The sequence below is a fragment of the Sinomicrobium oceani genome (assembly GCF_900119185.1).
In the GTDB taxonomy this organism is placed as follows: Bacteria; Bacteroidota; Bacteroidia; order Flavobacteriales; family Flavobacteriaceae; genus Sinomicrobium; species Sinomicrobium oceani.
On sequence record NZ_FPJE01000003.1, the window covers coordinates 42288 to 68821 of the forward strand.

Here is a 26534-nt window from a genome sequence, read left to right on the forward strand (position 1 = left end):
GAATACAGTTGTCAGCTTCCTTTTGCCATACCCGGTATAAAGGAAGCGGGGGCTTCTGTTGTCCAAACTTAAAAACAGATTTTAATAATGAAATTTAGCCATCTATTTATCAAAAGACCGATTTTCGCGGCAGTATTGAGTGTGTTGATACTCATTGTCGGAGGATTGGCTTATGTTTCCCTTCCGACATCGCAGTTTCCCGATGTCGCTCCGCCTACCATAGAAGTTGTCGCTACTTATCCCGGCGCCAATGCCAAAACCTTGTCCGAAACAGTAGCCGCACCTATCGAAAAAGAAGTCAATGGTGTGGAAGATATGATCTATATGACGTCACAGTCATCGGCGGACGGCCGGGTTATCCTTCAGATCGCTTTTGAGCTCGGGACCGATCTGGACAAAGCCCAGGTGCAGGTACAGAACAGGGTGGCTATTGCAGAACCCCGGCTGCCCGAATCGGTACGCAGATTGGGGATCACTACCAAAAAAGTATCGCCAGATATCCTGATGGTCGTCAACCTGTATTCCCCTGATAATACCTATGATCAAACCTATATGGGGAATTATGCCGTACTTCAGTTGAAAGACGAGCTGGCCCGTATAAAGGGTATCGGAGACATACAGCTTTTCGGAGCGGCGGAATACGCCATGCGGATCTGGCTGGACCCGGATAAAATTGCGAACCTGGATATCACCGCAGCCGAAGTAGTGACCGCATTAAGGGCACAGAATGTGCAGATTGCCAGCGGTACCCTGAATACCCTGCCTTCCGGAAGTCAGACTGCTTTTGAAGTAAACATACAAACCCAGGGAAAACTGGTAACGACGGAGCAGTTTGAAAATGTCATCGTCAAGGCGGAAGACAATGGCCGTATCGTACGGTTAAAAGATGTCGGAAGAGCGGAACTCGGTGCGCAGAATTATACCACAAGGGGCTACCTGGGGAAGAAGCCGGCTGTAGCTATGCCTATTTTCCAGCAGCCCGGGGGAAATGCCCTGGAAACGGCGGGAGAAATTCAGGCCAGGATGAAAGAACTTTCCAAGAATTTTCCGGAGGACCTGAAATATGAGATCGCCTACAACCCGACCAGTTTTATTCAGAAATCCATAGATGAGGTCTATCATACTATTTTTGAAGCGGTCATCCTGGTGATCTTTGTTATCCTGTTGTTCCTGCAATCCTGGAGAGCGGCAATCATCCCTATCCTGGCTATTCCCGTATCCCTCATAGGTACGTTTGCGGTTATGCAGGCCATAGGGTTCTCCCTGAATAACCTGACCCTGTTCGGGCTGGTACTGGCTATCGGAATTGTTGTGGACGATGCCATTGTGGTTGTAGAGAACATGGAGCGATACCTTCGCCAGGGCTTTTCGCCCCGGGAAGCAGCTTTTAAAACCATGGATGAAGTAGGGGGAGCCCTGGTCGCGATAGGCCTGGTACTGATAGCGGTTTTTATCCCGACGGCATTTCTCGAAGGAATTTCCGGGCAGTTTTACAAACAATTCGGGATGACTATTGCAGTGGCTACCGCAATTTCCGTATTCGTGTCCCTGACCCTAAGTCCGGCTATGGCAGCCTTGTTGATGCGGCATGAAGAGCGTGCACACGATAAGAAAACATTCCTGTTGCTCAGGCCCTTTGTTTTTGTCGGTAATGCTTTTAATACCTTTATGGAACGCTTATCCGACAGGTACGGAAAAGCCGTTCAGAAACTGGTGAGGACGGCCGCAATGGTCATGGTAGTGTACCTGGGGCTGATCCTGTTTACCGGGATCGAGTTCAACAAGGTTCCCAAAGGGTTTATCCCGGCCATGGACCAGCAGTATTTTATTACGGTCGTGCAGCTACCGCCGGGATCTTCCTTGTCGCGGACCGATGATGTGGTCAAAGAGGTACTGGATATTTCCATGGATACCGATGGTATAGCCAATGCCATTTCCTTTACGGGCTTTGACCCTACGTCTTTCACTAACGCCTCCAATGCCGCGGTGATCTTCCAGGTACTCGACGATTTTGACGTCAGAAATGACAAGGGAATAGCGTATAACGACCTTATGGCCACGGTCCGCGGAAAAATGGCTGCGATAGATCATGCCATGGTGCTGGTAATACCTCCCCCGTCGGTAAGTGGGATCGGAAATGCAGGAGGGTTCAAAATGATGGTGCAGGACAGGGCCAACCTGGGTACGGAAAAACTGCTGGAGGCTACACATGCCCTGGCCATGGCAGCCAATGAAGATCCGGTGCTGAGTAATGTATTTACCTTTTTCAATAACCAGACCCCGCAATTGTTTCTGGATATAGATCGTGTTAAGGCTGAGAAACTCGGAATTGATGTACAGGATATTTTTCAGTCCCTGGAAATCTATATGGGATCCGCTTTTGTCAACGAATTCAATTACCTCGGGAGAACATTCCAGGTTACGGCACAGGCCGATTCTCCCAACCGCCTGACACCCGATGACCTGTCGAAGATCAGGGTACGGAACCAGGAAGGCGGAATGGTCCCTTTGGGAACAATTTCCCGTCAGGAAGATATTTCGGGCGCTTCCAGAATACCGAGGTTCAACCTGTATCCGTCCGCTTCGTTAAACGGTGATTTTGCCCCGGGATACAGTTCGGGGCAGGCCCTGGAAAGGATGGAAGAACTGGCAGCGGAAATTTTACCGCAGGGTGTTTCGTTTCAATGGACGGAAATTGCCTACCAGGAAAAACAAGCCGGGAACACAGCGGGTATAGCATTTTTGCTGGCTGTAGTCTTCGTCTTCCTGCTTCTGGCGGCCCAGTTTGAAAGTCTGATCTTACCGCTTGCAGTGATCTTTATCGTACCGATGGTGTTGCTGTTTGCGATTTTGGGGATCGATCTTGCCGGACTCGATAATAACATCATGGTACAGATCGGACTGGTGGTCCTGGTAGGACTGGCCAGTAAGAATGCTATCCTGATCGTCGAATTTGCCAAACAGCTGGAAGAACAGGGAATGCCATTGAAAAAAGCGGTTATCGAAGCATCAAAACTCAGGTTGCGGCCTATTCTTATGACAGCTATGGCATTTATCCTGGGGGTAGTGCCTCTTGCACTGGCTACAGGTGCAGGAGCAGAACTCAGGGTTTCTCTCGGGATAGCCGTATTCAGCGGAATGCTCGGTGTGACGATTTTCGGGATATTTCTTACTCCGGTATTCTATTACCTCGGAAGAAAATGGAGTTTACGAAAAAAAGAAACCCGCACAGCCGAAGCGAAACAGTAAAACGAACAAAAGACAGAGTGATGAAACAGATAAAAAATTGGATAGCAGTTGGCCTGGTGTTACTTGTGGTTTCCTGTACCGTACAAAAGAGAGACTTCAACACGAAAAGCAGGATTTCCGTGAAGGAGGATTTTCTGAAAAAGGAACTGGCGGATTCCGCGTTTAAAAATGCAGCGATAGTGACTGCGTGGTGGTCGGAGTTTAATGATCCCGTTATGGATACGCTGATCGAGAGGGCGAGACGGCATAACCTGGATATCAATTCGGCAGTAGCCAATTTCAGGGCGGCACGTGCCGTACTCCGGGAAACAAAATGGGACCGTCTTCCCACCATAACGTCGCGCGGAGAATTCTCCAGGACCCGTATGGGAGAGAATATCTTTGTGCCCGGTATGAACCCGACATACAGCACCTATAGTGCCGGGTTCGATGCTTTCTGGGAGGCCGATCTCTTCGGAAGGGTGTCTAACCGGATCAAAGGAGCTTATGCCGGTCAAAAACTGGCCCTGGCAGATATGCATGGTGTATATGTACGTATTTTTGCGGAAGTAGCCACATATTACCTCGAACTCCGGGGGACCCAGTACCTGCTCGATATCGCCCGCAGAAACCTGAAGGGACAACAGGAGACCTACGACCTTACCGTGAAATTATCGGAGGCCGGAACCAGTAACAGCCTGGACGAGTCGAGGGCCCTTGCCCAACTGGAAACTACTCGGGCGAGCATCCCCCCGTTACAAGCGAGAATCGAAGCCCTGAAGAACAGCCTGAGTGTCCTTACCGGTGAAGTGCCGGGTAACCTCGATGATGCTGTGGTCAACAAACAGCCTTTGCCGAGTTTACCCGCATCAGTAGCTCTGGGGGATATCAGCGATATGTTGCGGAGAAGACCCGACGTTCGACAAGCTGAGGCTGTATTACAGCAACATATTGCACAATATAATATTTCCGTGGCTGAGCTCTATCCCCAAATCCGTTTTGGAGGCTCCATAGGGTTCTCTGCTGTAGATTTTTCTAATTTCGGGAGCAAGGAATCCTTTACCTGGAATATTTTTCCGAGTATCAGCTGGGCAGCTTTCAATCTCGGGCGGGTAAGACAGCAGATCAAAAGGGATGACGCTAAAGCACTGGCCGCTTTAAGTCAATACGAAAAAGTGGTCCTGGAAGGGTTAGGGGAAATAAAAACCTCCCTGAGTAACTATACAAACGAACTCCGGAGACGGGAAATATTACGAACCTCTTCCCGGGCCAGCGCCGAAGCGGCACGATTTGCCCAGCAGCGGTTCAATGCCGGACTGGATAATTTTATCGATTACCTGAGTGCCGACAATGCCCTGTTGCAGGCAGAAAATTCCCTGGCCATAAGCGAAATATCCTCGGCAACTTCGCTGATTGCCATCTACAAAGCTTTAGGCGGGGGATGGGAAATTATTACCGAAGAAGAACTGAATACAAAATTTGAGACGATGAAACTTTCTGAAAATCATAAGAATGATTCCTCTTTAAATAAATAACTTTGTAAAGCAGCACCCGGAAACCGGTTTTTTCGGGCTGCAAGGCAGATTATTTTCCGAGGTTCGGTGGATTCGTCTTCAAAAGACAAATTAAAGCAGATATAGATAGTGTTAATGAATAAGGCTGATATTCCGGTTTTTGAAACGTTTGATGCTTTTTATGAAGCAATAGGCTCCCCGAGAAGGAGCCATATCCCCGGTTTTGATGTGTTTACGGCCGAAAGTCTGGAGCCCGCTGCAAGACGATGCATGGCTCCCTACCGGCAGGGATTCTATCAGATAGGGTTGTTGTGCGATTTCGGAAACACCGAGTTTAATCTGAATACCGATATGCTGGACCTGCGGGAAAATCCGCTGTTGTTCGTCGTTCCGGGACAGGTATTTTCCTGGGTCAGGGATAAGAATATGAAAGGATTTTTCATCGTGTTTAAAAAAGAATTTCTCGGAAGCTCTTTTTCGAACCTGGTGAATGACTTCCCGTTTTTAAAAATTTCCGAAAAAAGCACGCTCGCCCTGACAAAAGAGGAACATCAGTCCCTGTTGTTCGATATGCAACGGATCCATTCCGTAGCTGAAAACCCGCACCCGTACCAGGAAAAGATGCTGGAGGGGATGCTGGGAACCTTGCTGTATTTCTGCAAGGCCATTTTCGAAAGGAACAAAACGACGGAAAACCATTTGTCCCGCTCCCAGGTCATTGCCAATAAGTTTGAAGTGCTCGTCGATAAAATGTATGTAGATACCAAAAATGTGAGTGATTATGCCGACCAGCTTCATATTACGCCCAATTACCTGACCACTACGATAAAAAAGCTCACCGGGAAAAGTGCCAAAGATATTATCAACGAGCGATTGCTGGTAGAGAGCAAAACCCTCCTGAAATATTCCGGGCTGGATATTGCAGAAATTGCACACCGTCTCAATTTTCAGGAACCTACGCATTTTACCAGGTTTTTTAAAAAACTAAGCGGGACGACACCCAACCAATTCAGGAAATCATAGCACCGCAAAACTAAAACACAATATATGTTGAAGAACATTACACCAATTAATTCACAACAACCGGAATGTTTCTCTTTTTGGAAAGACATTTGGTAAATTTGTATCATTAAATAAGGAGTAGGTTATGGAAGAAAATAAAGTAGCATTGGTGACTGAAGCAGGAAATGGTTTGGGGAAAGCATTGGCTAATCTTCTGTTGAATTATAATTATAAAGTGGTTCTTGCCGCTTCGGGCAAAAGCTATGACCGGCTATCGGAAGAAGGGAGTAGTATACGCGGATACGAGCTCGTGGAGACCGATTTTACTTCCGGGGAGCGTTTGTCCGCATTGAAACATCAATTGAAGTCGTCTTTCGGAAAGCTCGACCTGCTCGTCAATAACGCCGAGATTGTCAATGGTTTCGGGCACAAGATAGATCATCTGAAGATAGAAGAGATCAAAGAACTGTACGAGGTGAATTTCTTTGCCGTGATAAAAATCATACAGTTGATGAAACCCCTGCTGGAGCAAAGCGAAGACCCGAGAATTATTAACGTCACCAGTGCATTGGGGGATATCAATAAGATGAAAGACAAAGAATTCTGCTACTACGATTATTCCCTTACTGCTTATGCCACTTCCAAGGCAGCGCTAAATATGTACACGCATTTACAATGCAAAGAATTTATTCCTTCCAAAATATCCATTCACAGTTTCGATCCCGTAGCGCTGAAAAACTGTACACATAATTCGGTTATGATCTGCGATGAAATCAAAGACGAATTCATTGCACTGATCAGGTAAAGATAGGTATTGCACTTGGGAGGATACTTTTGCCCGGGAGGTATCGGGGTGTTTCCCTGATGTCTGAAGGCAAGGATGCCTGCATCGTGACTCCTTGATGATCAATGTCATTAGGAAACATGGAGCGAATGCTTTCCGAAAAGCTATAATATAGCCGGTTTTTTCGGTCCCTGTTTTTTATAATCGGTAATGCTGAAACCGGTTTTGCTCTTGAAGAAACGGCTGAAATGCTCCGGGTTCGCAAATCCCAGTTCGAATGCTGCTTCCTTGGCACTTTTATCCGTGTATAAAAACAGGCGTTTGGCTTCCAGTATAATACGGTTATGTATTATTTCAGAAGGTGTCGGTTGTTTGTATAAAGCAAACAGGTTGGACAAAGTCTTCGGGGATTTATGCAACGCCTCCGCGTAGAATTTAACTTCGTGCTGTTGCCGGAAATGAATTTCTACGGATAGTGCAAACCGGCGAATCAGATCGAGTTTATGATCCGGAAAATGATGATAGGTATCGGTCTGGGTTTTTCCCAGTCTCGTAGTTTTTATAATAAGCCGTTTCAACAGACTGCGCAACATCTCCCCCTTAAAATTATCAGATTCTTCAAACTCGTCAATGAGAATGTTTTCCAGCGTATTGAAGTTTTCCTCTTCTTTAGCTGTAAGTGAAATAAAAAGAGGGCTGCGGACACCGTAAAATAAAAAACCGACACAGCCCACCTCCTGGTCGTGGTCGAGAATACAATAAAAATCCCGGTTAAAGGCCCAGCCAACAAGCGATTCCGGATGCTCAAACCGGAAATGCTGGTTGCCCATCAACGGCAACACGGTCTGCGCCGGGAAGTGATATGGGGTCTCGTCGAGCCACACGGTTTGTGCCTTGCCTTTGTTCCTGACAAAGGTGTTGTAGGTATGGATACTATCCCGGATACCGTTGCCTTTCAATTTTTCCGAATGACAATACATGACGAACCGTCCGTCCGTTTTTTGTTCTCTGTATTCCAATTGCATGCGTTCTGATGAGGATTTATGTGGTCGGATCAGTTTGTTTATGAATTTCACATGTCAAAACCGGTACCTGCTTCTGCTTGCACCGGTTTTGGTAAAAATATCTTATATATGCACATTACATTTGCGATGTTTGCCGTAGGGCCTGTGCAACAGAAATCAGCATATCGGAACTGATCCTTTGTTTGAAATCGGGATTGATGTGTTCAAACAGGATAATTCCGTTCCTGTCGAGGATAAAGACGGAGGGAACGGGCAGTAGCAGCGCGGTATTTTTTCCACCGGAACTCTGAGGTAGAAAATTATGATATCCTCCGGGGGCCTGAAAGGCGATTCCGAAAGCCCGTGTTACGTTGAGATCCGCATCGGACAATAGGGTGTAATCGAGAGTTTGTTTTCCCATGGTCTCCGACAGTTTCTCGGGGCTGTCCGTGCTGATAGCCAGTAGTTTATACCCCATTTTTTCCAGGCTTTCCCTGGCTTCCTGCAAACCGGATAATTGTTTGGTGCAATACGGACACCAGCCCCCCCGGTAAAAAACAAGTATGGTGGGTTTGGCCTTGATAAGCGCATTGACATTTTGCATCGTACCGTTGGCATCGGGCAATTGCATGGCAGGGACTTTTTCGCCTACCAGTAACGGACTGATGTCCTCCGGCATGGCAGGAGCCATGACCATTCGGGTTGAAGATCCATTCCCTTCGGAGGGTTTGTTTTGTGCCTGCAGGCTCAGTCCGCCCAGGCAAAGGGATAATCCCAGTAAGGTCATTTTGATAGTATTCATTTTTTATCGTTTGAATTAAGAGGCCTCCGGGGGATACCGGAACACTCAGGTGATTGTTTTTTCTGTTATTGAATAGTAGCCTTAATAATCAGCTCAGTTGCAGGCAGGGTCGTAAAAGGATTGGGGTTGGGGACTTCGGATATGGGTTTGTTTTCCGGACTGATCACTCCGCCCAGGTTTACCTGGTTATGGCCGGCCCCGGGGAACTGATCGACAGCAGTACCATTATCAAACAAGCCGAAACGAGAGGAAATATCTCCTGTTTGTGCAGCATCAATATCGCCTTTTATAGCAAAGAACCAATCGTTTGAAAATCCGTACATCGTTGCCATGGCAATTTTGTCTCTGTCGGATACGCGGAGTTGTTGAGACACTTTACCGCCCGGCTGTTCGTCATTACCAGGAAGGAGAATATCGGAACCTTCGGCGGACAGTATGTAAACCGATTTTACCCCCTGCAGCCCTTGGAGATAATCGGACAGGGTGCCGGCATCACCTGTCTGGGCCAGTTGGCTCAGACCGTGTTCTGCATCATACGCGCCGATCTCGTAAACCGGATTGGATATACCATTGTATATCACCACCAGTATAGGGGAAAGCGGGGTGAATATTCCGGTCCTGTTCCCGGTATAGCCGGATAGGGCAGAAGGATCTCCGTTTTCCGCCACATCGGTAATTCCGTTTGCCGCAGGAATACCGTTTTGATAAAGCGGTGCCGGATCCAGTAACTCCCCGCCGGCGATATAGGATACGGCCCAGACTCCCGGGCTGAACGGCGTAGGGTTTGCCGTGTCTCCGGAAGTATTGGTAACGGTTACCGTAAAAACAGAATTCCCTTCATAGTGCAGTTCCACGTTCATCAGTTCCGATGCGGAAACATAGGTGTTTCCCTGTGTATCCGTACCCGTGATTTCCGTAACGGGCTGTGGTGAGGACTCCGCAGTTCCCGGATGTATCACTTCGGCGCCCGGATGCTGATTGATCCGGGTGCCGTTATCCCAGAGTCTGATCTGTCCGGAAACATCACCTTCTATGGGCATTCCGTCGTTGTCGTACAGGGATATCCCCGGATTTTCAGGAGCAAAGAACAGGTCGTTGGACCAGCCGTACATGGTTACAAAACTCAAAGTTTGTCCTTTTCCGGCAGAAAACCGTAAACTGAAAGATTCTCCGGGAAGGTAGACCGGAAGGTCTCCGGTATTCGCAAATGTTCCGGATTGTACAAGGGGTTTTGCATCCAGTACGTTTTCTATGGTCAGCGTACGATCTGCCGTGAGAGGGGCTCCGTCATCATCGCTATCGCAGGCGGTAAGGAAGATCATACCAAAGGCGCACAGGGCGGGAAATAATGTCGCATGTTTTTTCATCTTTTTCAGGTATTGAGAATTAATAGGATCTTTATATAACATTTGTGTTCGGCAAAGATGCTGTAGTCCGCTCTTCGGGACAATGACAAAAGCACCCTGTTCCATGAACATATTTCCCGGATTGTGATTCTCCATCAAATCCTGACTGATTTGTAAAGCTGTATTTCAAAGAACAATTTCTACAAATATATCATAAAACATTCTTTTAGAAATGTTTTGTAATTTTACAGCGGTAATCACAGTATTTTGCAGGCTGTATATCCCACGACAAATTGCACCAACCTATACGATATGAAGCCATGAAACAGGATGAAAAATCGAAACTGACCCAAAAGACTATTGCAGAGCGTGCTTTCCGGGTGATTTACAGGCAGGGATATTACCGTACGACCCCTTCGGCTATTATGGAAGAGACCGGATTGTCCAAAGGAGCTTTTTATCATCATTTTGAGAATAAGCAGGTATTGACTGAAAAGATGATCTCAGAGGTATTGCACGAAAGGATCTATATGAATATGATCAGGCCTTTGTACGGTGAGGGAGAAGCGCTTGAACTTCTGGAAAATACCTTTTCCGCCAGATTACTTCATTTTTCGGCAGAAGAAAAACGATTGGGTTGCCCGCTGAATAACCTCATTAATGAAGTGGCGGGCGAAAACGAACCTTTGCAGAGCGCATTAAAGGAAATTATCACGGAGTGGCGTGCAGCTATTATTCATGTTTTGCAACGGGGGCTCCGCGAAGGCTCGGTAAGGCCCGATATTCATGCGGAATCTGTCGCGACTTTCCTGGTGAGTTCTTTTGAAGGGGTCCGCGGTCTCCGAAAGCTGGATACGGATGATCAGCTGTTTGGACAATACACGGACAGCCTACGTTTTTTTATTCGGTCATTAAGAAAACATTCTGATTATAATATTTTTTAAACATACTGTATTTAATGATTTCCGATCGCAGGACATTTATCGGAAATACAATACCGGCATGGGCATGTTCGGTAGCCCTTATCAAAACCGCTTCCGAAGCATCATCCAGATCTGTTCCGATGAACAAACGTCCTGAACTATTATTTTTTGATGTCAATAAGACTTTGCCGGAATATAGGTCAATACAGGTCGTGCCGTCCGAAAACCAAATGTTTCCCGCGAACATGAGTATGCCGGTCGTTACAGACGGATAGGGTATTACCGTTGTCCCGGGTTCGGGATGGTTGGCTGCTTTTCTGTAAAGACCCGGAAAATGGTACGTGCCGCCACCGTTCCCGGAACTCATCGAGCCCGAACTCCTCTCTGTTACGGCACAATTTATGGTTACGGAATGGCGATACATGTAGATCTCCCAAACACTTTTATGCATAACAAGCATGTTTTTCGGCTATATTTTTGTGCAAACAATGGCTGTAATAACCTTATCCTGTGTTCCGGTGGCAAAAGCTGTGTTTTCTCTTCATAAGCTTCGGCAGTGCTTACTTTTCAAATGCGTATTTTTATGTATCTTGTACGCAATACCACCTGTTGTGTTTAGGGCAGGGTAGCGAAACAGAATATTAAACACATTAAACTCAAACTAATAACTATCCGAAATGAAGATTAAACCGTACAAGGGCATGAAACAGCTTGCACTGCTGGCCGTTGCTGTCGTTGCTTTTTCCTGTAAAACCGATGCCAAAAAAGAAACGGCCAAAGAAGAAAAAATAACCGGGAGCAAATCCGTAGATTCCGAATGGATATACTTATTTGACGGCACCGGCACCGAAGGGTGGCGTGGTTATAATATGGACTCATTGCCGCCGGGATGGACGGTAAAAGACAGTACCCTGACCTTTGATACCGAACTCGGACTGGAGCAGAATTATACCGGTGGAAAAGATATTATTTACGGAGCGGAAGAATTTGATAATTTCGAATTATACCTGGAATGGAAGATCCCGGAAGGAGGTAACAGCGGTATTTTCTACCACGTAAAAGAAGGCTATGACGGCCCACCGGTAGTCGCTCCCGAATATCAGCTTATAGACGATGAAAACTATGCCCGTATCCACGACCTTACCGCATATAACACCAGTCTTGGTTATACGGATAAACCGGAGGAATTAAAACCTTTGCAACAGACCGGGGCCGATTATGCCATGCACCCTCCGAATCCCGATAAGATATTATATCCTGTAGGGGAGTGGAACAGCTCCAGGATCGTTTTTACGCCGGAGAAGGTAGAACACTGGCTGAACGGAAAACTGCTGTTGTCTTTTGTCCCCTGGGATGAAGCCTGGTATGAAAAGAAAAATTCCGACAAATGGAAAAACAGTCCGGATTACGGAAAGTATAAAACCGGATTTATCGCCCTGCAGGATCATTCCAGTCCTATCTGGTTCCGCAACATAAAGATCAAAAAATTATAACCCGCCACTACTGATGATGAACAAACGCGAATTTCTGAAAACAACCGGTGCCGGTGCCCTGGGTATCATGCTGGCACCTTCCTTATTACATGCTGTCCGGGACGGCAAACGTCTTAGAACTGCCCATATCGGGGTGGGAAATATGGGAAATGAAGATCTTAAAGCTATTGCTTCCCATCCGTCCGTAGATGTCGTGGCGTTATGCGATGTGGATGCCGTTTACCTGGCAGAAGCTCATAAGAGCCATCCTGCCGCACGTACATTCTCCGATTATCGCACCATGCTCGAAGAAATGGGTAATGAGATCGATGCCGTTATCGTATCCACACCCGATCATACCCACGCCCCGGCATCGATGCTGGCTATGGAGATGGACAAGCCTGTGTATTGCCAGAAGCCACTTACCCATTACGTTTCCGAGTCACGTGCCATGAAAAAGATGGCTGCCGACAAAGGACTGGTTACTCAAATGGGGATTCAGGTACATTCTTTTTACGATTACAAACTGGCTACATTGCTCATACAATCGGGAATTATAGGAAAAGTTCATACCGTACATGCCTGGTCCCCCAAAAATTGGGGATATGACGGACCTTTGCCCGAGGGTAAAGACCCGGTGCCGGAACGGCTCGACTGGAATTTATGGTTGGGAACCTCTCCGATGCGACCTTACAAAGAAGGAATGTACCATCCGGGTAACTGGAGAAAACTCATGGATTACGGGTGCGGAACACTCGGTGACATGGGCGTTCATATTTTCGATACACCTTATAATGCCCTGCAGTTGGGGGTGCCCCGTACTATCATGACGGAGTGCAGGCCTACCAACGGATTTGGTTATCCCGAGCGCAATAAGGTAACCTATGAGTTTCCCGGGACCGATTATACTGCAGAGTCATTGAAATGGATATGGTACGACGGAGAAGGAGCACCGGCCATGAATGAAGACCTGGTATTGCCGGGTATGGAAAGCGGGGACAGTGCCGAGAAAAAAGGTAAGGAAACGGGAAAGAAAGACAAGATATCTCTGGATGCCGGAGTAGCCGGGGAGAACGAATTACCCGAGCAGGGTGCCATGTTCATCGGGGAGAAGGGACGCTTGCTGTTGCCTCATTTTATGCAGTTGCCCAGAAAGATCGTCAACGGAAAATATGTAGATATTTCCGGAGAAATCGCAAAAGTATCCAAAAAGCACAAGCTCGGTGAGCCTGTCCGCAATTATGGTACCGAAGGCCCGAAGCACTACCACCAGTTTGTAGATGCCTGCCTGGGTAAGGGAGAATGCACAGCGCCGTTCGATTATGCCGCAAGGTTGACCGAAACCATACTGTTGGGAACTATAGCCGGGCGTTTTCCGGGGGAAACACTGCATTGGGATGCCGAAAAAGCAAGGTTCAGAGAAGATAAAGCCAATGTATATCTCGCCGGTGATTACAGGAGTTTTTAATAGTATTGATTAGAAGAAGTCATTATTGGAGTGGCTGAATAACCTTGTAAAAAAGGCTGAAAAATATACCTTCCGGGTATTAATATAGTGAACTCGTTTAAACTTTCCTTAATTGGCTGCAAAATGCCCTTTTTGCCCCACAGATTGTCTTTTTCTCGCAACGTAGCGCTGCTATGTTACTCAAAAAAGCCTGCCTGTGGGGCAAAAATTGCTATTTTTCGCTTCTGTTAAAAAAGTTTAAATGAGTTCAGTTTTATAAATAGAATGAAATTAAAAAAAGCACTAAAACTCACCTCTATTGCCGGGGTGATGTGTCTGGCAGGACTGCTGTTCATTTCCTGCAACGAAGATGTGAAACCTCCCGGGGCTTACGGCCCGGTACCGAATGAAAACCAGTTACGGTGGCAGGAAATGGAATATTATGCTTTTATCCATTTTTCCCTGAATACCTATACCGATCAATCGTGGGGATTTGGGGATGAAGATATCAACCTTTTCAATCCGGAGAAACTCGATTGCCGTCAGTGGGCGCGTATCTGTAAAGGAGCCGGAATGAAAGGGGTGATCCTTACGGCCAAGCACCATAGCGGATTTTGCCTCTGGCCTTCGGAATATACGGAATACTCGGTGAAAAACGCACCCTGGAAGAACGGAAAGGGCGATATAGTCAGGGAAATGGCTGATGCCTGTAAAGAATACGGACTGAAATTCGGGGTCTACCTTTCTCCCTGGGACCGCAATTATGCCGAATATGGAAGGCCGGAATATATCACTTATTTTCGTAACCAGTTGACCGAACTGCTCACCAATTACGGAGATATATTCGAAGTCTGGTTTGACGGGGCCAACGGAGGATCCGGATATTACGGGGGAGCAAACGAAACACGAAAGATCGATCGCAAAACCTATTACGACTGGCCAAACACTTATAAACTGGTTCGTGAACTGCAACCGGATATCGTGATCTGGAACGATAACGGAGATCGTGCCGATCTGCGCTGGGTAGGAACCGAGGGCGGATATGTAGGGAAAACGAACTGGAGCCTGCTCAATGCTACCGGCGATGTACCCGAAGATATGCTGATGCACGGGCTGGAGGACGGCGATTCATGGGTGCCGGGTGAAGTGAATACCTCCATCCGTCCCGAATGGTTCTATCATCCTGCAGAGGACAGTAAGGTAAAGACCCTGCCACAGCTCATGGATACCTATTATCATTCCATAGGACGTAATGCTACATTATTACTTAATTTCCCGATTATGCCCAATGGCCTGATCCACGAAAAAGACGAAAAAGCCGTACTGGATTTTGCAGCAGCCGTAAAAGAAGCTTTTGCCGTAAACCTGGCCGAAAATGTCCAAAGTGAAGCTACCAATATTCGTGGTAACAGCAAGGCTTACGGTCCGGAGAAGGCCCTTGATGATGATGGGGAAACGTATTGGGCTACGGATGATGGGGTCGATACGGCATCACTGACCATAGATTTCGGGAAACCGACAAGATTCAACCGCTTTATGGCACAGGAATACATCCGTCTGGGGCAGAGGGTTAAATCTTTTACTATCGAAGCCCTGATCGATGATCAATGGCAGCAACTGGCGGAAGAAACCACCATAGGCTATAAAAGGATACTTCGCTTCCCTACCGTAGAAGCTACTAAACTGCGTTTTAATATTACAGGGGCTAAGAGTAACCCGGTAATTTCCAACATTGCGGTCTATGACGCCCCGCAGCTATTGACACCTCCTTCGGTGATCCGCGGGAAATCGGGGAAGGTAACGATTATTCCGGGGGATAAGGAGTCCGAAATATATTATACCCTCGATGGCAGTACGCCGACACCGGATTCCGAAAAATATACCGGTCCCATTACTACCGGAGACGGAAAAATAGAAGTAAGGGCAATGGCCTATGCCCGGGCTTCCGGCAAAAGCAGTCCGGTAACAGAAGAAAAATTCGGAATCTCACGTAAGTCATGGAAGATAGTAGGGGTAGACGATGAAAAAGCACAGGTAGTTCTCGACGGAGATCCGCAAACGGCGTGGAACCATGGAAAAGACGGTAAATTACCCGTTGATCTCGTTGTCGATCTTGGCGAAGTACAGGAAATAAACGGTTTCCGTTACCTGCCCAACCAAAGTATCTGGAGCCCGGGAATCATTACCGATTACGTGTTTTACACTTCGGTAGATAACAAAAACTGGAGAAAAACGGATCAGGGAGAATTTTCCAATATCAGGAACAATCCCTTGTGGCAAACCAAAAACTTTCCGGTTGTCAAAGCGCGTTATATCAAGCTACGTGCAGAAAAAAATACGGAAGGAGACCGTAATATGGGGTATGCCGAGATCGATGTGATTACCCCTTAGAGGTTATGCTGAATACAAAAATAAAAAAAGAGGGCGTCTAAAAAGTTTTTTCAACCCCCTGAGATTTGCGTATTTGAGATTTTTCTCGGATACCTACCCGAATAAAAATGAGGCTGCCTTGACTTTTTAGACAGCCTCTTTTTTTGTTAAGGTTTTGTTGTTGTGTAGTTTACGATGGTTCAGGATTAAAGTAACGTTAAATGCATGTAATTTTATGTAAGTGCTTACGTTTTTTTATACATTTGCGTAAGTGCTTACGTAAATGGTCCGACCGGGTAATGAACCGGAAATAGTTGTTTATGAAACTTTAAAATATTGGAATGATGATCATGGAGCGACAAAAAATCTCAGGAATTACGATCAGGGAGCTTTGTGCACCCGATATAGAAACCGCTACCGCTTTGTTTTTTTCGGAATGCGATGAAAGAGAACAGCAAACAGGACGTGCTATGGCCGAAATGTTTTGTGATATGGATAGGCCTGTACTGCCGCATAAGGCGGTCAATGATATGGTTTATCAGTTGCTATGGCAGTATGATGACCGGTCTGTCGGCTTCATAAGGGTCACCGGTATCCGTGAAGGTTCGGAGGCCTGTGTATCGCTTCACTTGTCCGGGTCTTTAACCACAGAGCGAGAGGTTATTGCAGAAGGTTTCAGACATTCGGTGGCAAAAATATTTGAGAAATTTGACCTGAAGCGTATTATTTTGGTTGGCAAAGGCAGGGATCGGGGTATTCCGGAAGAACTCCTGATACGCGAATACGGCGCTTTTCGTATAGGTTTTGTACATCTCGATACCGAGCCCTTGATGTATGCCTTGTATCGCGCTCCTTACGGAGGAGAAAAGCATCCTTTCGCAGTATGGTGGAGAAAGCTGAAAGACATGTACAGAAAACGGAAAAAAAGCCCGTTGCACCGTGGCGATCGCGGAGAACGGTTGTATCAGTTTTAATACTCAAATATATAAAATATGGATGAAGATTTTTTGATAGCCATGGGCTATTCGGGGCTTACCGGCCGTTTGAAAAGGCTTAGTGACTCGTTCATCTACACCACCAAACAATATTATCGGGATCACGGCCTGGAGATAGAACCCAACTGGCATATGATTTTTTTGTTATTGAAAAAGCATGAAAAACTGACCGTGATGGAAATGGCCGATGCCTTGCGTTTATCACATCCTGCTATCGTACAACTGGTCAATAAAATGAAGAAGAAGGGGTATGTCGATTCCGTCAGGGATAAGGACGACCACCGGAAGTTTCAACTGACATTGTCGCGTAAAGCCTTGGAAAAGTTGCCGGAACTCGAATTGTACTGGGAGGCTGGAAACGATGCCCTGAAAGAAATTATGGAGCAGCAGACAATCATCCTCGATCAGTTGGAAATTCTGGAAAAAAATATCGGAGAAGCCGATTTCCGGGAGCGATCGGAGCGAAACCTAAAGAAATATATGCCGTAGAACTGTTCAAACGAAAAGAGAAAATGAACAGAAAATTTCAGGGACACCTGGCAATTATTGCTGCGGAGATTACTTTCGGATTGAGTATTCCGGTTACCAAGGCGCTGATACCGGAGTGGATTACGCCGTCCGGCTATACGCTGATGCGGATGTTGTTCGGAGCTATAGTCTTCTGGGCAGTGGGTTCTTTTATGCCAAAAGAAAAAGTAATACCCAAAGATTTGCTTATTCTTGTAGTAGGTGGCTTTTTCGGATTTATAGCCACACAGTTACTGTTTGCCCTGGCCCTGTAATATACCACTCCTGTATATTATTCGTTATTGATGTCCCTGACGCCTATAGCCGTACTTTTTTATCGCTTTTCTTTAACCTATCCGAATAAAAAGAGGCTGCCTCAATTAGAATTCAGCCTCTTATTATATAGCGAGAGGTTTTCGGGTGGCTACTTCATATCCAGGCTAAATGCTTTAGGCCGTATCATTTCTTCGGTATAGGTATTTCCGAAGCGGTCGGTAACCCTGATTTCCAGGGTGGTGTCCGGCGCCGATGCTTTTGCTTTGAACAGATGAGCAGTTTTTGTAGTTACAAAAGCCCCTGTAGGTGTGGCTCCTGCATTCAGGCGGAAAGCTTCATAAGAAACGATGTGCAGGGGATCGAGAGCCTCCACACGTTTGACTTCGAGATGTTTTCCGCTCTCCCGGATTTCCACCTTCCACTTGCTGTCATATCCCCAGACGTTGATCAATACCTCGTTGTTTATGTTGGGCTGTGCATAAGTCCCTGCATAAACAGCCATGGCATCTTCTGTAGCTTTTGGTGCAAACTCGGCGGCGGTGATCTGTACACTGTTCAGGTCATAAGCCCGGAACTGGTAATTTTCGGGATATCCGGCACTTTTATACGACCATTGTATATCGTTTCCGTTGATCTTCCAGATACCATATCCTCCAGGGCTGCCGTCTTTGCAGATATGGTTGCCTGCATATCCGTTTCTGCCGGTCCACCACCAGGTAGCACAAATTGCTGCCGTATTATGCTCCATAACCGATACCTGGTCTTCGACAGTATAGTTGATATGTGTATGTCCGGTAAGGACATGAACTGTGGAGAAACCGGAGAGACAGTTGATCAGTTCCTGTCCGTTTTCAAGTGCCAGCCGGTTGACCTGGTTTCCGCTTTCGTCAAGCGTAGGGTTCCGGTACACCGGTGTATGCGTGGCCAATACGATCGGCGTATTTTTGTCGGTAATCGTCGCGAGGTCCTTTTTTAGCCATTCGATCTGGTCGCGGATCACTTTTTCATTATAATTACGGCTTCCTACGGTTCCTTCGGTTCCTCCGCTGTTCAGGTATTCCACATCGTCGAGTACGATATAATGCACCTTTCCGAGGTTAAACGAATAGTAGGTCGGGCCTATGATATCGCGGTATTTGTTTTCGGCCTGCCAGTCGTCAGCATAGTAAGGGTCGTTGTCGTGGTTCCCCATCAGGTTAAAAACAGGGGCATTAAGCCTGTTCATATACGGGATATAATCGTTAAGACCGAAGTTGTTCTCATACCAGTACAGTTCCCAGGTGAGATCACCGAGGGTCAGCACATATACCCGGGTACCGTCGGCTGCATACTGGTCTATGGTGGCATTTACGTCCGGTAGTATGGTGCCGGTAAATTGTTCGAGATCGTTATTGCGGTTGGCCAGGTGCCAGTCGGCCATGGAGATCACTACATGTTTTTCATTGTCCGTCCGGATCAGGGAAAAGTCTTTTTGTTCTACCGTATTTACACGGCCTCCGAGGCGTTTAAAAAACTGAGGGGCATTTCCGGTAGTGGCTACTTCATAATTTCCCGGAACAGAAATAAAGACAAATCCTGTTTCTTTCTGTGAAGGCAGGTAGTAACGTCCCTTCTCGTCGGTAAGGGTAACTTCAAAGCCATCGGAAACAACCACACCAGGAATTCCTTTTCCATCACTGTAAACCAGGCCTTTGACGGTCATCCCTTCGATATCCGGCAGGTCGGTAACCGGGACGACGTTGAGAAGGACAGCACCAAGTAAAAGGCTTTTGGTACCCCGGATCACCGTCAAGCGGTATCCGCCGGAGTTTATGGTCTCCGGAACCGGAAAGGTAACGGACTGTTCTGTAATGGTCGCTACGGGTATTTGAAAGACGGTAGTATCGTCCGAAAGTGCCGCAAGTTCTATCTGGTCCCCTTCCTCAAATCCTTTTCCGCTGAGTGTAAAATCTCCTCCTGCCATGATATTGAGGCTGGAAGGAAGGGAGACTTTGGTAATTCGAAGTTCATTGATGATCTCCTGTGAATCATCGTCCTGACACCCGGTAAGCCCGAAACTTACACCGCTAAGGCCTGCAAGGGTGGTTAAACTTCCTATTCGTATAAAATTTCTTCTGGATTGTTTCATCTGTTTTTTTTCAGTTGTTTAATTATCGGGTTAACGGGTATTTGCTTATCTTATCTGTAATACCCTATTAACCCGATACCTTTTTTTAATATTATTTCTCCAAGCTGACTTCCGTTTATTTGCTGTCAGTCATCGAATCCGGTCATACACCAGGTAACCTATTAATCGCATATCCATGAACTCAGTAACTCAATAACCCATCACCAATAAACTACGAACGGATCAACTACCCGACTCGCTAACGATCAGTCTATAATTTTAACTTTAATATCATCCAGAAATATCCTGTTCTTGCCTTGTCCGACTCCCCGGAGATCGAAATCGCCTCCCAGAAAACGGATTTGTGTATCGGAGGTAGCTCCTGTGATAATAAAGGTATAAGCCCTGTCTTTTGCCCAGATATCGTTTTCTGTTCCGGCATCGTCTTCTGCTCTGGCATTGGGGATATTGTCGATTACCAGTTGTTCGGTATCGGTATCTCCGGCTCCCAGGACGGATATTTTCAGGATGCGGTCATCGACATTACCTCCTGCAGAAATATAGGCTGCTGCTTTGAAAGTAACCTCGAGATTAACGGTCCCTTCGATGTTGAGTTTCGGTGATATGAGGTCGCCACCATAGTTTGTTTTTCCGAGTTTGACAAACCCCTGGCGGGCATAGACGAGCTGTTGGTTTCCTGCGGCTTCGTTTGGTGTGCTGTACCATCCGCGTTCCCGCTCTTCTTGTGTCCATCCGCTGTCGTAACGGGATTCCCCCGAAGTTTCATAGGGAATAGCACTTCCGTAAGCGAGCCAGTTAAAGTTTTCTTCGAGTATAATGGCGTTGGACGATTGCGATATGACGATCTGTTGTCGGAGTTCGGGGTAGGCCTCCGAACTTACCGTAACTATGGCGGAACGGCTTTCGTCTTTGTTTTCGAGGGCCTGTAATCGAATTTCTCCCGCACTGCCCTCGATTTCCGTGAGCCAGCTATCATCATCAATGCTGTATGTCCATGCCACAGTAGATTTTATACGGAGACTTACTTCTCCGCCTGCAGCCGGTACGGAAATGCCCTCTTCGGCCCCTTCGATGGTTAAAAAGGGAACATTTTCTTCCTGCTCTACCCGGAAAAGTACCGGTTGCTCTTCTCCGTTGACCATAAATGCGAAGTTGGCTATTCGCATGGAAGTTGTCAGGTTTTCCGAAACGGTCATTTTAAAGATACCGTCGTCTTTTCCCTCGGTGGGAAAGACCTTTATCCAGTCAATTTCCTCCTGAGGTACAATCTGCCAGGGGCGGTTGGAACGGACCGTATAACTACCGGTATATGCTGTCGTTCCCGTGTTCAGTCCTGTCGGGTTCCCTTCGATAAGGAAATACGGATCTCCTGAAAGGCCATCATCATCGTTATGGCACGATATCAGGATAAGGGGGAAAAACAGGATAGCCGGGAGATGTTTTATCCCTGTTTTAACTATATTGAAAAGATGAAATGTATTCATGCTGTTTTGTTTTGTCTGCGTTATTTTCCTTCTTCGATAGCTTGTTTACTCCACCATACCGGGGTTCTCATATTGTTTTCTCCTCCCATGCGTTCCAGGGCTATTTTGGCATTTTCACCGTTGGTAGCCATGGTCGTGGTAGGATATGCAAACCGGGTGGGCAGGATATAATTGTTATAAACCGTACCTCTGCCTATGGTCAATACCGGATATCCGGTACGCCGGTATTCGTGATAAGCTTCCATACCTACCCAGAACAGGGCCAGGTATTTCTGGTTGGCAATGAGTTCTTCCTTATTCTCCGAAAGGTCCCATGAAGCTAATGGAGAATCGAGAAAAACGGTGATGTCGTTCGGGGAAATCTGTACGGGCGTTTCACTGTACTGGCCGAAAGGCGCCCATTTTTCGAGGGAAGCGGTCACAGCATTGGTATAATATGATCTTGCAGCAGTTTCTCCTCCTGAAATGTATCCTTTTAAAGCGGCCTCTGCCAGGATAAACTGTACCTCTGCATAGTCCATAAACCATCCGGGAGCATTTGCACGGCAGAATACCGCAGCATTCAGAAATGCGGCGCCGCGATCTACGGAACTTTGTTCTTCTTCGGTACATCCGGCCACGGTACCTTTCCACAGACCATCCGGATTGGCTTCTTTATTGAGGTTCTTCTTTCCTATCACAGCCAGGCGCGGATCTTCGTAAAGCTGTTGCCCGCTTGCAGCGGAGACCACCGTCATACCTATCAGTTGCCTGGTGAGTTTACGGCCGGAGGTCGTAAAATCCGATTCCGGTGTAATGGCAAACTGGTTCAGGTACGGATCACTTCCGGAAAATAGTACCGTAGCATTATCGTCATTGGAGGTGAATATGGGATAACGGGACGGTGAACTGAGTATCTCGCTCATTTTGGCACCACTACCCATTTCACTTCTACCGCTTACCCTGCACAGTAAACGGAGGTATACCGAATTGTTAAATTTCCGCCATTTTTCCATGGACCCGTTATACATACCATCGAGTTCCGGTTTCAGGAACTGCGGATCGGTGGCATAGATATCGTTGGCAGCCTCCAGGTCGGCAAACATTTGTTCATAGACTTCTTTCTGGGAGTCGAATTTCGGTTTGGTGGTTCCGCCGGCTTCTCTTGCCGTAAATGCCTCCGAATAGGGGATATCTCCGTACATATCCGTAAGATTGGACAGGTAGAGTACCTTGAGGGTAAGGGCAATAGCGTGGAGCGCATGGTCTTCCTGGGAAATACTCAGGTCTTTCATGTGCACGGCGTTATTGGCATAACGGGCGTACATGTTCCAGACGCTTTGCCAGTTTCCGTCACTGATAAAATAACGGTGTTCCTGTCGGGTAGTTCCCCCGGTAAAGGCGGTAAACTGGATGAGCTCGTCATTCCAGAACCATGTATAATTCAACCACGCATTGGCACCGTTGTACAACAGCGGTTCGAACATCCCACTGGCTTTGATATCGCCTACGGAGGTATTGTTCGGGTTGGTATTGGTTTCTTCGAAATCGGAAGTACAGCCCAGGGTGAGCATGGCCGTGAGTCCGAAAATCCATATTTTGTTTATACTGTTCATATCCCTAATGATTAGAAAGAAAGTTTTACATTAAGCCCGTATGACCTGGTGAGCGGAAAGGACATGGATTCTATTCCCATGTGAATATTAGATCCGTTGAGCATTCCCGTTTCGGGGTCATACTGTGGAAATTTGCTGAGCACAAAGAGGTTGGTAGCATACATTCCTACACTGGCCCTTTGCAGAAAGCCCAGTTTTCGACAGACGGACTGCGGAATATCGTAATCCAGGCGTATTTCCCGAAGTTTCAGGAAAGAGGTGTCGAATGTATTCATTTCGGTATTATTACGGTTCCAGATATAGGTGTTGTAATATGTTTGTATACTGCTGGTTACTGTTTTGTTTTCCTGGTAGCTCACGGTACCGTCCGTGTTCTGTACAATATTGACACCCTGGTGTACAAGTCCGTCGTACCGTCCCTCGAGAGAATTTTTGAGTTTTCCCTGGTAGGAAAGGGCAAAGTTGGTCACAGAAAATGCATTACCTCCCCATTGTCCGGCAAATGTGGCGGCCAGTGAAAAGTTTTTGTAACGGAAACGCTGGGTCATACCCGCGCGCCAGTCGGGATTGACATTTCCTATTTTTCTGTCCGGGGATTCATCCAACAACGGATATCCGTCGGCATTGACAATATGCATGCCGGAAGCATCTACCTGGTTTCCATTATCATCGATATAGAAAGCTCCTTCCGGAGCCCGCTGAAACCCTCTTCCGTAGATTACATTCATTTCTTCTCCTACATAAGAGTAGATATACGTACGGTTTCCGATAGTCGTACCGAGGTCGGCCTGGTAAGGCTCATCCGGGTCCCAGCCATCCTGCAGGCTTACCAGTTTGTTTATATTTTTGGACCAGGCGAGGTCAAAAGACCATTCGAAATTCGGACTGCGTACCGGAACGAATGTAGCTGCTATCTCGATACCTTTATTGGATATTTCTCCGGCGTTTATTTTTCTTCCCGTCGCCCCGGTAATCTGGTCTACATTGACCGATACGATCTGGTTGGTGGTAGCGGAACGGTAGACGGCGAGGTCGAGTGACACACGGTTCTTAAAGAGTTTGGCGACCAGACCGGCCTCCCAGCTTTCGGTATTTTCGGGCTTTATCAACGGATCGGGAATGGTACCGGGCAGGGTATATCCTCCCGGGAACGAGCTGTTTCCATAGGTGGCATCAAGGGCATACGGGGACGTATCGTTACCGACATTGGCCCAGGATAGCCGGAGCTTCAGCATATCTACCCAGGTCGCAGCAGAATGTATGTCCAGTACGTTGTCCAGCAGTACACTTCCTGCGACCGAAGGGTAAAAGTAAGACCAGTTGCCTCGGGATAATGTACTCGACCAGTCATTCCGTCCTGTAATGTCGAGGAAATAGCTGTCGTCCCAGCTCAGGGAAAGCAGACCGTATAAGCTGTTAACTTCCTTTTTGCTGTGATAGTTATACGGGTCCGGATTGATCCCCGACGGGAGGTTGTTGGTGTGGTATATCCCTTCTTCGCCGAGCTGACTCAGGGTGATCTTACTGTTACGGTATTTGTCTACCCTGTTATTACCCCCGGCCATGGCGGAGAATCCCAGTCGTCCGTCTGCCCAGGTGGTATTGTTATAGCGGAGCATAAAATCACTGTTGATCTCGTATTGGTTAACCGTTTGCTCCCGGTAAAAACCATTCTGGTAGCCAGCGGTGTAAAACGGTTTTCGCTGTGTACGGAAATCACCGGACCAGTCGAGTCCCGATCTGAGATCGAGTGTCAGGTTCTTTAACAGGTCGATGGACATGGTAATATTTCCGAAAACGCGGTTTTTGTCCTGAGTGTTGGTCGCTTCGTACAGGGTACGGTATGGGTTGTAGGTTCCGGCGGAGGGAAATACCAGCCCTTGTCCGTTCTGTCCCTGTGCCGCCCAGTTGGCATAATTGAAGCGTTTTTGAAAATATTCGTTTTTCCAGTCGTTAATACTGTTCACATTAAATCCCCATACCAGGGCATACATGGGGTTGGTCTCGTCATAGCCACCACCGGGCATGTTATCGCTCTGTTTGTTGTAGTAATTGATTTTGGAACTCAGTCGTATTTTATCGTGAACTTTCGTATTGAAAGTTAGCGATACCGTTTGCTTGTCAAAACCGGTATTGGGCAGGATCCATTCGTTGCGGTAATCCGTAAAAGAGAAACGTGTGGAGGTCCCTTCGCCGTTACTACCGTCGATCGTTACCGTGTTATTGGTGGTTATACCGGTCTGGAAAAGTCCGGTATACCAGTCGTTCTGGTAGGTCCAGGGGAGTCTGGTGAAATCGCCTGTATCCCAGTTTTTGGAGGCATAGCGATAGCGCATTTTACTGGCGTCGAACTTTTCCCCGAAAGTATACCGGGAATAGTTGCGGGGTACGGCAATACCGTCGGGAGCCATATCTGAGGTGATTTCCCAGAGCGAATATTCGGATTGTCCCATATCCGATCCGTTTCCGTATTGTGTCTGGAAGTCGGGGAAATATCCTGCCCGGTCGAATGTGATGGAAGAGTTTACCGTGACTCCGAGGCCCTTGGTTTTTCTTCCGGATTTGGTGGTGATAATAATGGCTCCTCCTGCTGCTCTCGAACCGTAGAGTGCGGCAGCGGCAGGGCCTTTCAGGACAGATACCGATTCGATATCTTCGGGGTTGAGGTCACTGGCTCCGTCACCATAATCTACCGGCGCATCTTCCTGGGCATAATTACTTACACTCCGGGTAGCGGTCATTCCGGAAGATATCGGGATACCATCGACTACGAAAAGTGCGGTGTTTTGCCCGTAATTGAGGGATTGATCGCCTCTCAGGGTAGCCCGGATGGAAGCGCTGGGTCCGGTACCGGCCTGAGCGAAGAAGAGCCCGGGTACTTTCCCGGACATATTGTTGAGCCAGTTCCCGGTAACCGATTTGGTGAGTTCTTCACCTTCTACCTTACCCACCGCATAACCCAGGGATTTTTCCTCCCGGGTGATATTGAGCGCGGTGACGACAACTTCATCCATGGCTACATTCTCTTCCTCGAGGGTAACCTGCATATCGGTTTGTCCGGCAACGGGAACTTCGAGAGTCTTCATTCCCATAAAGGAAAAGAGGAGTGTTCCGTTGGAGGGGATAGCGTTGAGCCGGAAATTTCCGTCAAAATCTACCGTAGTACCTGTGGAAGTCCCTTGAAGAATAACAGTGGCTCCTATAAGCGGTACCCCGTCTTTGTCGGTGACGGTTCCGCGGATGTTTTTCCGCTCTACCGTTTTCAGGGTTATCGAGGTATTGCCGGCCACATAAGTAAGTCCGGCATCTTTACTGATCCGGTCGAGAATATCGGTAAGTCCCGTGTCTGTAAATTCATAGGAAAACGATCTCCTGTCTTTCAGGATATCATCCGAGTACCGGAACTGGTAGCCTGATTTTTGTTCCAGTTGTTTAAAAAGCTGGTCCAGGGTTACATGCTGTACCTTGATGGTTAACTTTTTGTCCATGCCGCCCTGGGCGTAAACACGGCTTGCAGAGAAGCTCAGAAAAAGCATCCCCAGCAAAAGTATGTGGGAAAACCTGAGGAGATAAGATTTCTCTTTCTCGCGTAAACTTAATTTCATAATTTAGTTGTTTAATTATTTTTAGTAAACTGAATTTTCGAAAATTCAAACT

General features: G+C 47.1%; 19 protein-coding genes. 11 read left to right on the plus strand and 8 right to left on the minus strand.

Going from position 1 to position 26534, the window contains the following annotated elements; genetic code table 11:
• Positions 1–87 precede the first annotated feature (87 nt).
• The 4 genes from BT112_RS03220 to BT112_RS03235 all read left to right on the plus strand — a co-directional run bounded on the left by BT112_RS03220 (position 88) and on the right by BT112_RS03235 (position 6549).
• Complete coding sequence (locus BT112_RS03220) at positions 88–3249, plus strand: efflux RND transporter permease subunit (protein WP_072315935.1); 3162 nt, start codon at positions 88–90, stop codon at positions 3247–3249.
• Positions 3250–3269: 20 nt separating this feature from the next.
• Entirely contained in the window at positions 3270–4763 is a 1494-nt protein-coding gene (locus tag BT112_RS03225; RefSeq protein ID WP_072315936.1) for a TolC family protein, read from the plus strand.
• Between the two features lie 114 nt (positions 4764–4877).
• On the plus strand, positions 4878–5765 hold the full coding sequence (locus tag BT112_RS03230; protein WP_072315937.1) for a helix-turn-helix domain-containing protein: 888 nt from the start codon (positions 4878–4880) through the stop codon (positions 5763–5765).
• 124 nt (positions 5766–5889) lie between these two features.
• Positions 5890–6549 carry an SDR family NAD(P)-dependent oxidoreductase gene (locus BT112_RS03235; RefSeq protein WP_072315938.1) on the plus strand — a complete coding sequence of 220 codons (660 nt, stop codon included), beginning with the start codon at positions 5890–5892 and terminating at the stop codon, positions 6547–6549.
• A 143-nt stretch (positions 6550–6692) separates the two neighbouring features.
• Here BT112_RS03235 and BT112_RS03240 read toward each other — a convergent pair whose 3' ends face one another.
• The 3 genes from BT112_RS03240 to BT112_RS03250 all read right to left on the minus strand — a co-directional run bounded on the left by BT112_RS03240 (position 6693) and on the right by BT112_RS03250 (position 9836).
• On the minus strand, positions 6693–7553 hold the full coding sequence (locus BT112_RS03240; protein ID WP_072315939.1) for an AraC family transcriptional regulator: 861 nt from the start codon (positions 7551–7553) through the stop codon (positions 6693–6695).
• A 115-nt stretch (positions 7554–7668) separates the two neighbouring features.
• Positions 7669–8334, minus strand: a complete 666-nt coding sequence (locus tag BT112_RS03245; RefSeq protein ID WP_072315940.1) for a peroxiredoxin family protein — start codon at positions 8332–8334, stop codon at positions 7669–7671.
• A gap of 65 nt (positions 8335–8399) precedes the next feature.
• The gene (locus BT112_RS03250) at positions 8400–9836 is read right to left on the minus strand and encodes a spondin domain-containing protein (protein WP_245776975.1); all 1437 of its coding nucleotides are present in this window, start codon (positions 9834–9836) and stop codon (positions 8400–8402) included.
• A 164-nt stretch (positions 9837–10000) separates the two neighbouring features.
• Here BT112_RS03250 and BT112_RS03255 point away from each other — a divergent pair, with 164 nt between their 5' ends.
• Entirely contained in the window at positions 10001–10624 is a 624-nt protein-coding gene (locus BT112_RS03255) for a TetR/AcrR family transcriptional regulator (RefSeq protein WP_072315941.1), read from the plus strand.
• Here the strand turns inward: BT112_RS03255 and BT112_RS03260 are convergent.
• Positions 10581–11054 (minus strand): hypothetical protein, encoded by a 474-nt coding sequence (locus BT112_RS03260; protein WP_072315942.1) that lies wholly within the window; start codon positions 11052–11054, stop codon positions 10581–10583. The genes BT112_RS03255 and BT112_RS03260 overlap by 44 nt on opposite strands.
• 226 nt (positions 11055–11280) lie before the next feature.
• On the opposite strand from BT112_RS03260, the gene BT112_RS03265 reads away from it, so the two are divergent.
• The 6 genes from BT112_RS03265 to BT112_RS03290 all read left to right on the plus strand — a co-directional run bounded on the left by BT112_RS03265 (position 11281) and on the right by BT112_RS03290 (position 17669).
• Positions 11281–12096, plus strand: coding sequence for a 3-keto-disaccharide hydrolase (locus BT112_RS03265; RefSeq protein WP_245776976.1), 816 nt, complete (start codon positions 11281–11283; stop codon positions 12094–12096).
• 16 nt (positions 12097–12112) lie between these two features.
• Positions 12113–13543, plus strand: a complete 1431-nt coding sequence (locus BT112_RS03270; protein WP_083564768.1) for a Gfo/Idh/MocA family protein — start codon at positions 12113–12115, stop codon at positions 13541–13543.
• A 264-nt stretch (positions 13544–13807) separates the two neighbouring features.
• Entirely contained in the window at positions 13808–15913 is a 2106-nt protein-coding gene (locus BT112_RS03275; protein WP_083564769.1) for an alpha-L-fucosidase, read from the plus strand.
• Positions 15914–16242: 329 nt separating this feature from the next.
• The gene (locus BT112_RS03280; RefSeq protein ID WP_139275985.1) at positions 16243–16866 is read left to right on the plus strand and encodes a hypothetical protein; all 624 of its coding nucleotides are present in this window, start codon (positions 16243–16245) and stop codon (positions 16864–16866) included.
• A gap of 18 nt (positions 16867–16884) precedes the next feature.
• Entirely contained in the window at positions 16885–17376 is a 492-nt protein-coding gene (locus BT112_RS03285) for a MarR family winged helix-turn-helix transcriptional regulator (protein WP_072315945.1), read from the plus strand.
• A 23-nt stretch (positions 17377–17399) separates the two neighbouring features.
• Entirely contained in the window at positions 17400–17669 is a 270-nt protein-coding gene (locus tag BT112_RS03290) for an EamA family transporter (protein WP_072315946.1), read from the plus strand.
• 149 nt (positions 17670–17818) lie between these two features.
• Here the strand turns inward: BT112_RS03290 and BT112_RS03295 are convergent, their stop codons facing one another.
• The 4 genes from BT112_RS03295 to BT112_RS03310 all read right to left on the minus strand — a co-directional run bounded on the left by BT112_RS03295 (position 17819) and on the right by BT112_RS03310 (position 26482).
• Positions 17819–19798 (minus strand): calcineurin-like phosphoesterase C-terminal domain-containing protein, encoded by a 1980-nt coding sequence (locus tag BT112_RS03295; protein ID WP_072315947.1) that lies wholly within the window; start codon positions 19796–19798, stop codon positions 17819–17821.
• A gap of 245 nt (positions 19799–20043) precedes the next feature.
• A complete protein-coding gene (locus BT112_RS03300) occupies positions 20044–21282 on the minus strand; it encodes a BACON domain-containing protein (RefSeq protein ID WP_072315948.1) in 1239 nt (412 codons plus the stop codon).
• A 20-nt stretch (positions 21283–21302) separates the two neighbouring features.
• Positions 21303–22877 carry a SusD/RagB family nutrient-binding outer membrane lipoprotein gene (locus tag BT112_RS03305; RefSeq protein WP_072315949.1) on the minus strand — a complete coding sequence of 525 codons (1575 nt, stop codon included), beginning with the start codon at positions 22875–22877 and terminating at the stop codon, positions 21303–21305.
• Between the two features lie 11 nt (positions 22878–22888).
• The gene (locus BT112_RS03310; RefSeq protein WP_083564770.1) at positions 22889–26482 is read right to left on the minus strand and encodes a SusC/RagA family TonB-linked outer membrane protein; all 3594 of its coding nucleotides are present in this window, start codon (positions 26480–26482) and stop codon (positions 22889–22891) included.
• Positions 26483–26534: the final 52 nt, after the last annotated feature.

Coding starts and splice junctions, on each gene's coding strand:
- BT112_RS03305 (WP_072315949.1), bottom strand. CDS start 22,877: ATGAACAGTATAAACAAAATATGGATTTTCGGACTCACGGCCATGCTC.
- BT112_RS03230 (WP_072315937.1), top strand. CDS start 4,878: ATGAATAAGGCTGATATTCCGGTTTTTGAAACGTTTGATGCTTTTTAT.
- BT112_RS03310 (WP_083564770.1), bottom strand. CDS start 26,482: ATGAAATTAAGTTTACGCGAGAAAGAGAAATCTTATCTCCTCAGGTTT.
- BT112_RS03255 (WP_072315941.1), top strand. CDS start 10,001: ATGAAACAGGATGAAAAATCGAAACTGACCCAAAAGACTATTGCAGAG.
- BT112_RS03260 (WP_072315942.1), bottom strand. CDS start 11,054: ATGCATAAAAGTGTTTGGGAGATCTACATGTATCGCCATTCCGTAACC.
- BT112_RS03235 (WP_072315938.1), top strand. CDS start 5,890: ATGGAAGAAAATAAAGTAGCATTGGTGACTGAAGCAGGAAATGGTTTG.
- BT112_RS03240 (WP_072315939.1), bottom strand. CDS start 7,553: ATGCAATTGGAATACAGAGAACAAAAAACGGACGGACGGTTCGTCATG.
- BT112_RS03250 (WP_245776975.1), bottom strand. CDS start 9,836: ATGGAGAATCACAATCCGGGAAATATGTTCATGGAACAGGGTGCTTTT.
- BT112_RS03245 (WP_072315940.1), bottom strand. CDS start 8,334: ATGAATACTATCAAAATGACCTTACTGGGATTATCCCTTTGCCTGGGC.
- BT112_RS03300 (WP_072315948.1), bottom strand. CDS start 21,282: ATGAATACATTTCATCTTTTCAATATAGTTAAAACAGGGATAAAACAT.
- BT112_RS03290 (WP_072315946.1), top strand. CDS start 17,400: ATGAACAGAAAATTTCAGGGACACCTGGCAATTATTGCTGCGGAGATT.
- BT112_RS03285 (WP_072315945.1), top strand. CDS start 16,885: ATGGATGAAGATTTTTTGATAGCCATGGGCTATTCGGGGCTTACCGGC.
- BT112_RS03225 (WP_072315936.1), top strand. CDS start 3,270: ATGAAACAGATAAAAAATTGGATAGCAGTTGGCCTGGTGTTACTTGTG.
- BT112_RS03275 (WP_083564769.1), top strand. CDS start 13,808: ATGAAATTAAAAAAAGCACTAAAACTCACCTCTATTGCCGGGGTGATG.
- BT112_RS03270 (WP_083564768.1), top strand. CDS start 12,113: ATGAACAAACGCGAATTTCTGAAAACAACCGGTGCCGGTGCCCTGGGT.
- BT112_RS03220 (WP_072315935.1), top strand. CDS start 88: ATGAAATTTAGCCATCTATTTATCAAAAGACCGATTTTCGCGGCAGTA.
- BT112_RS03280 (WP_139275985.1), top strand. CDS start 16,243: ATGGAGCGACAAAAAATCTCAGGAATTACGATCAGGGAGCTTTGTGCA.
- BT112_RS03265 (WP_245776976.1), top strand. CDS start 11,281: ATGAAGATTAAACCGTACAAGGGCATGAAACAGCTTGCACTGCTGGCC.
- BT112_RS03295 (WP_072315947.1), bottom strand. CDS start 19,798: ATGAAACAATCCAGAAGAAATTTTATACGAATAGGAAGTTTAACCACC.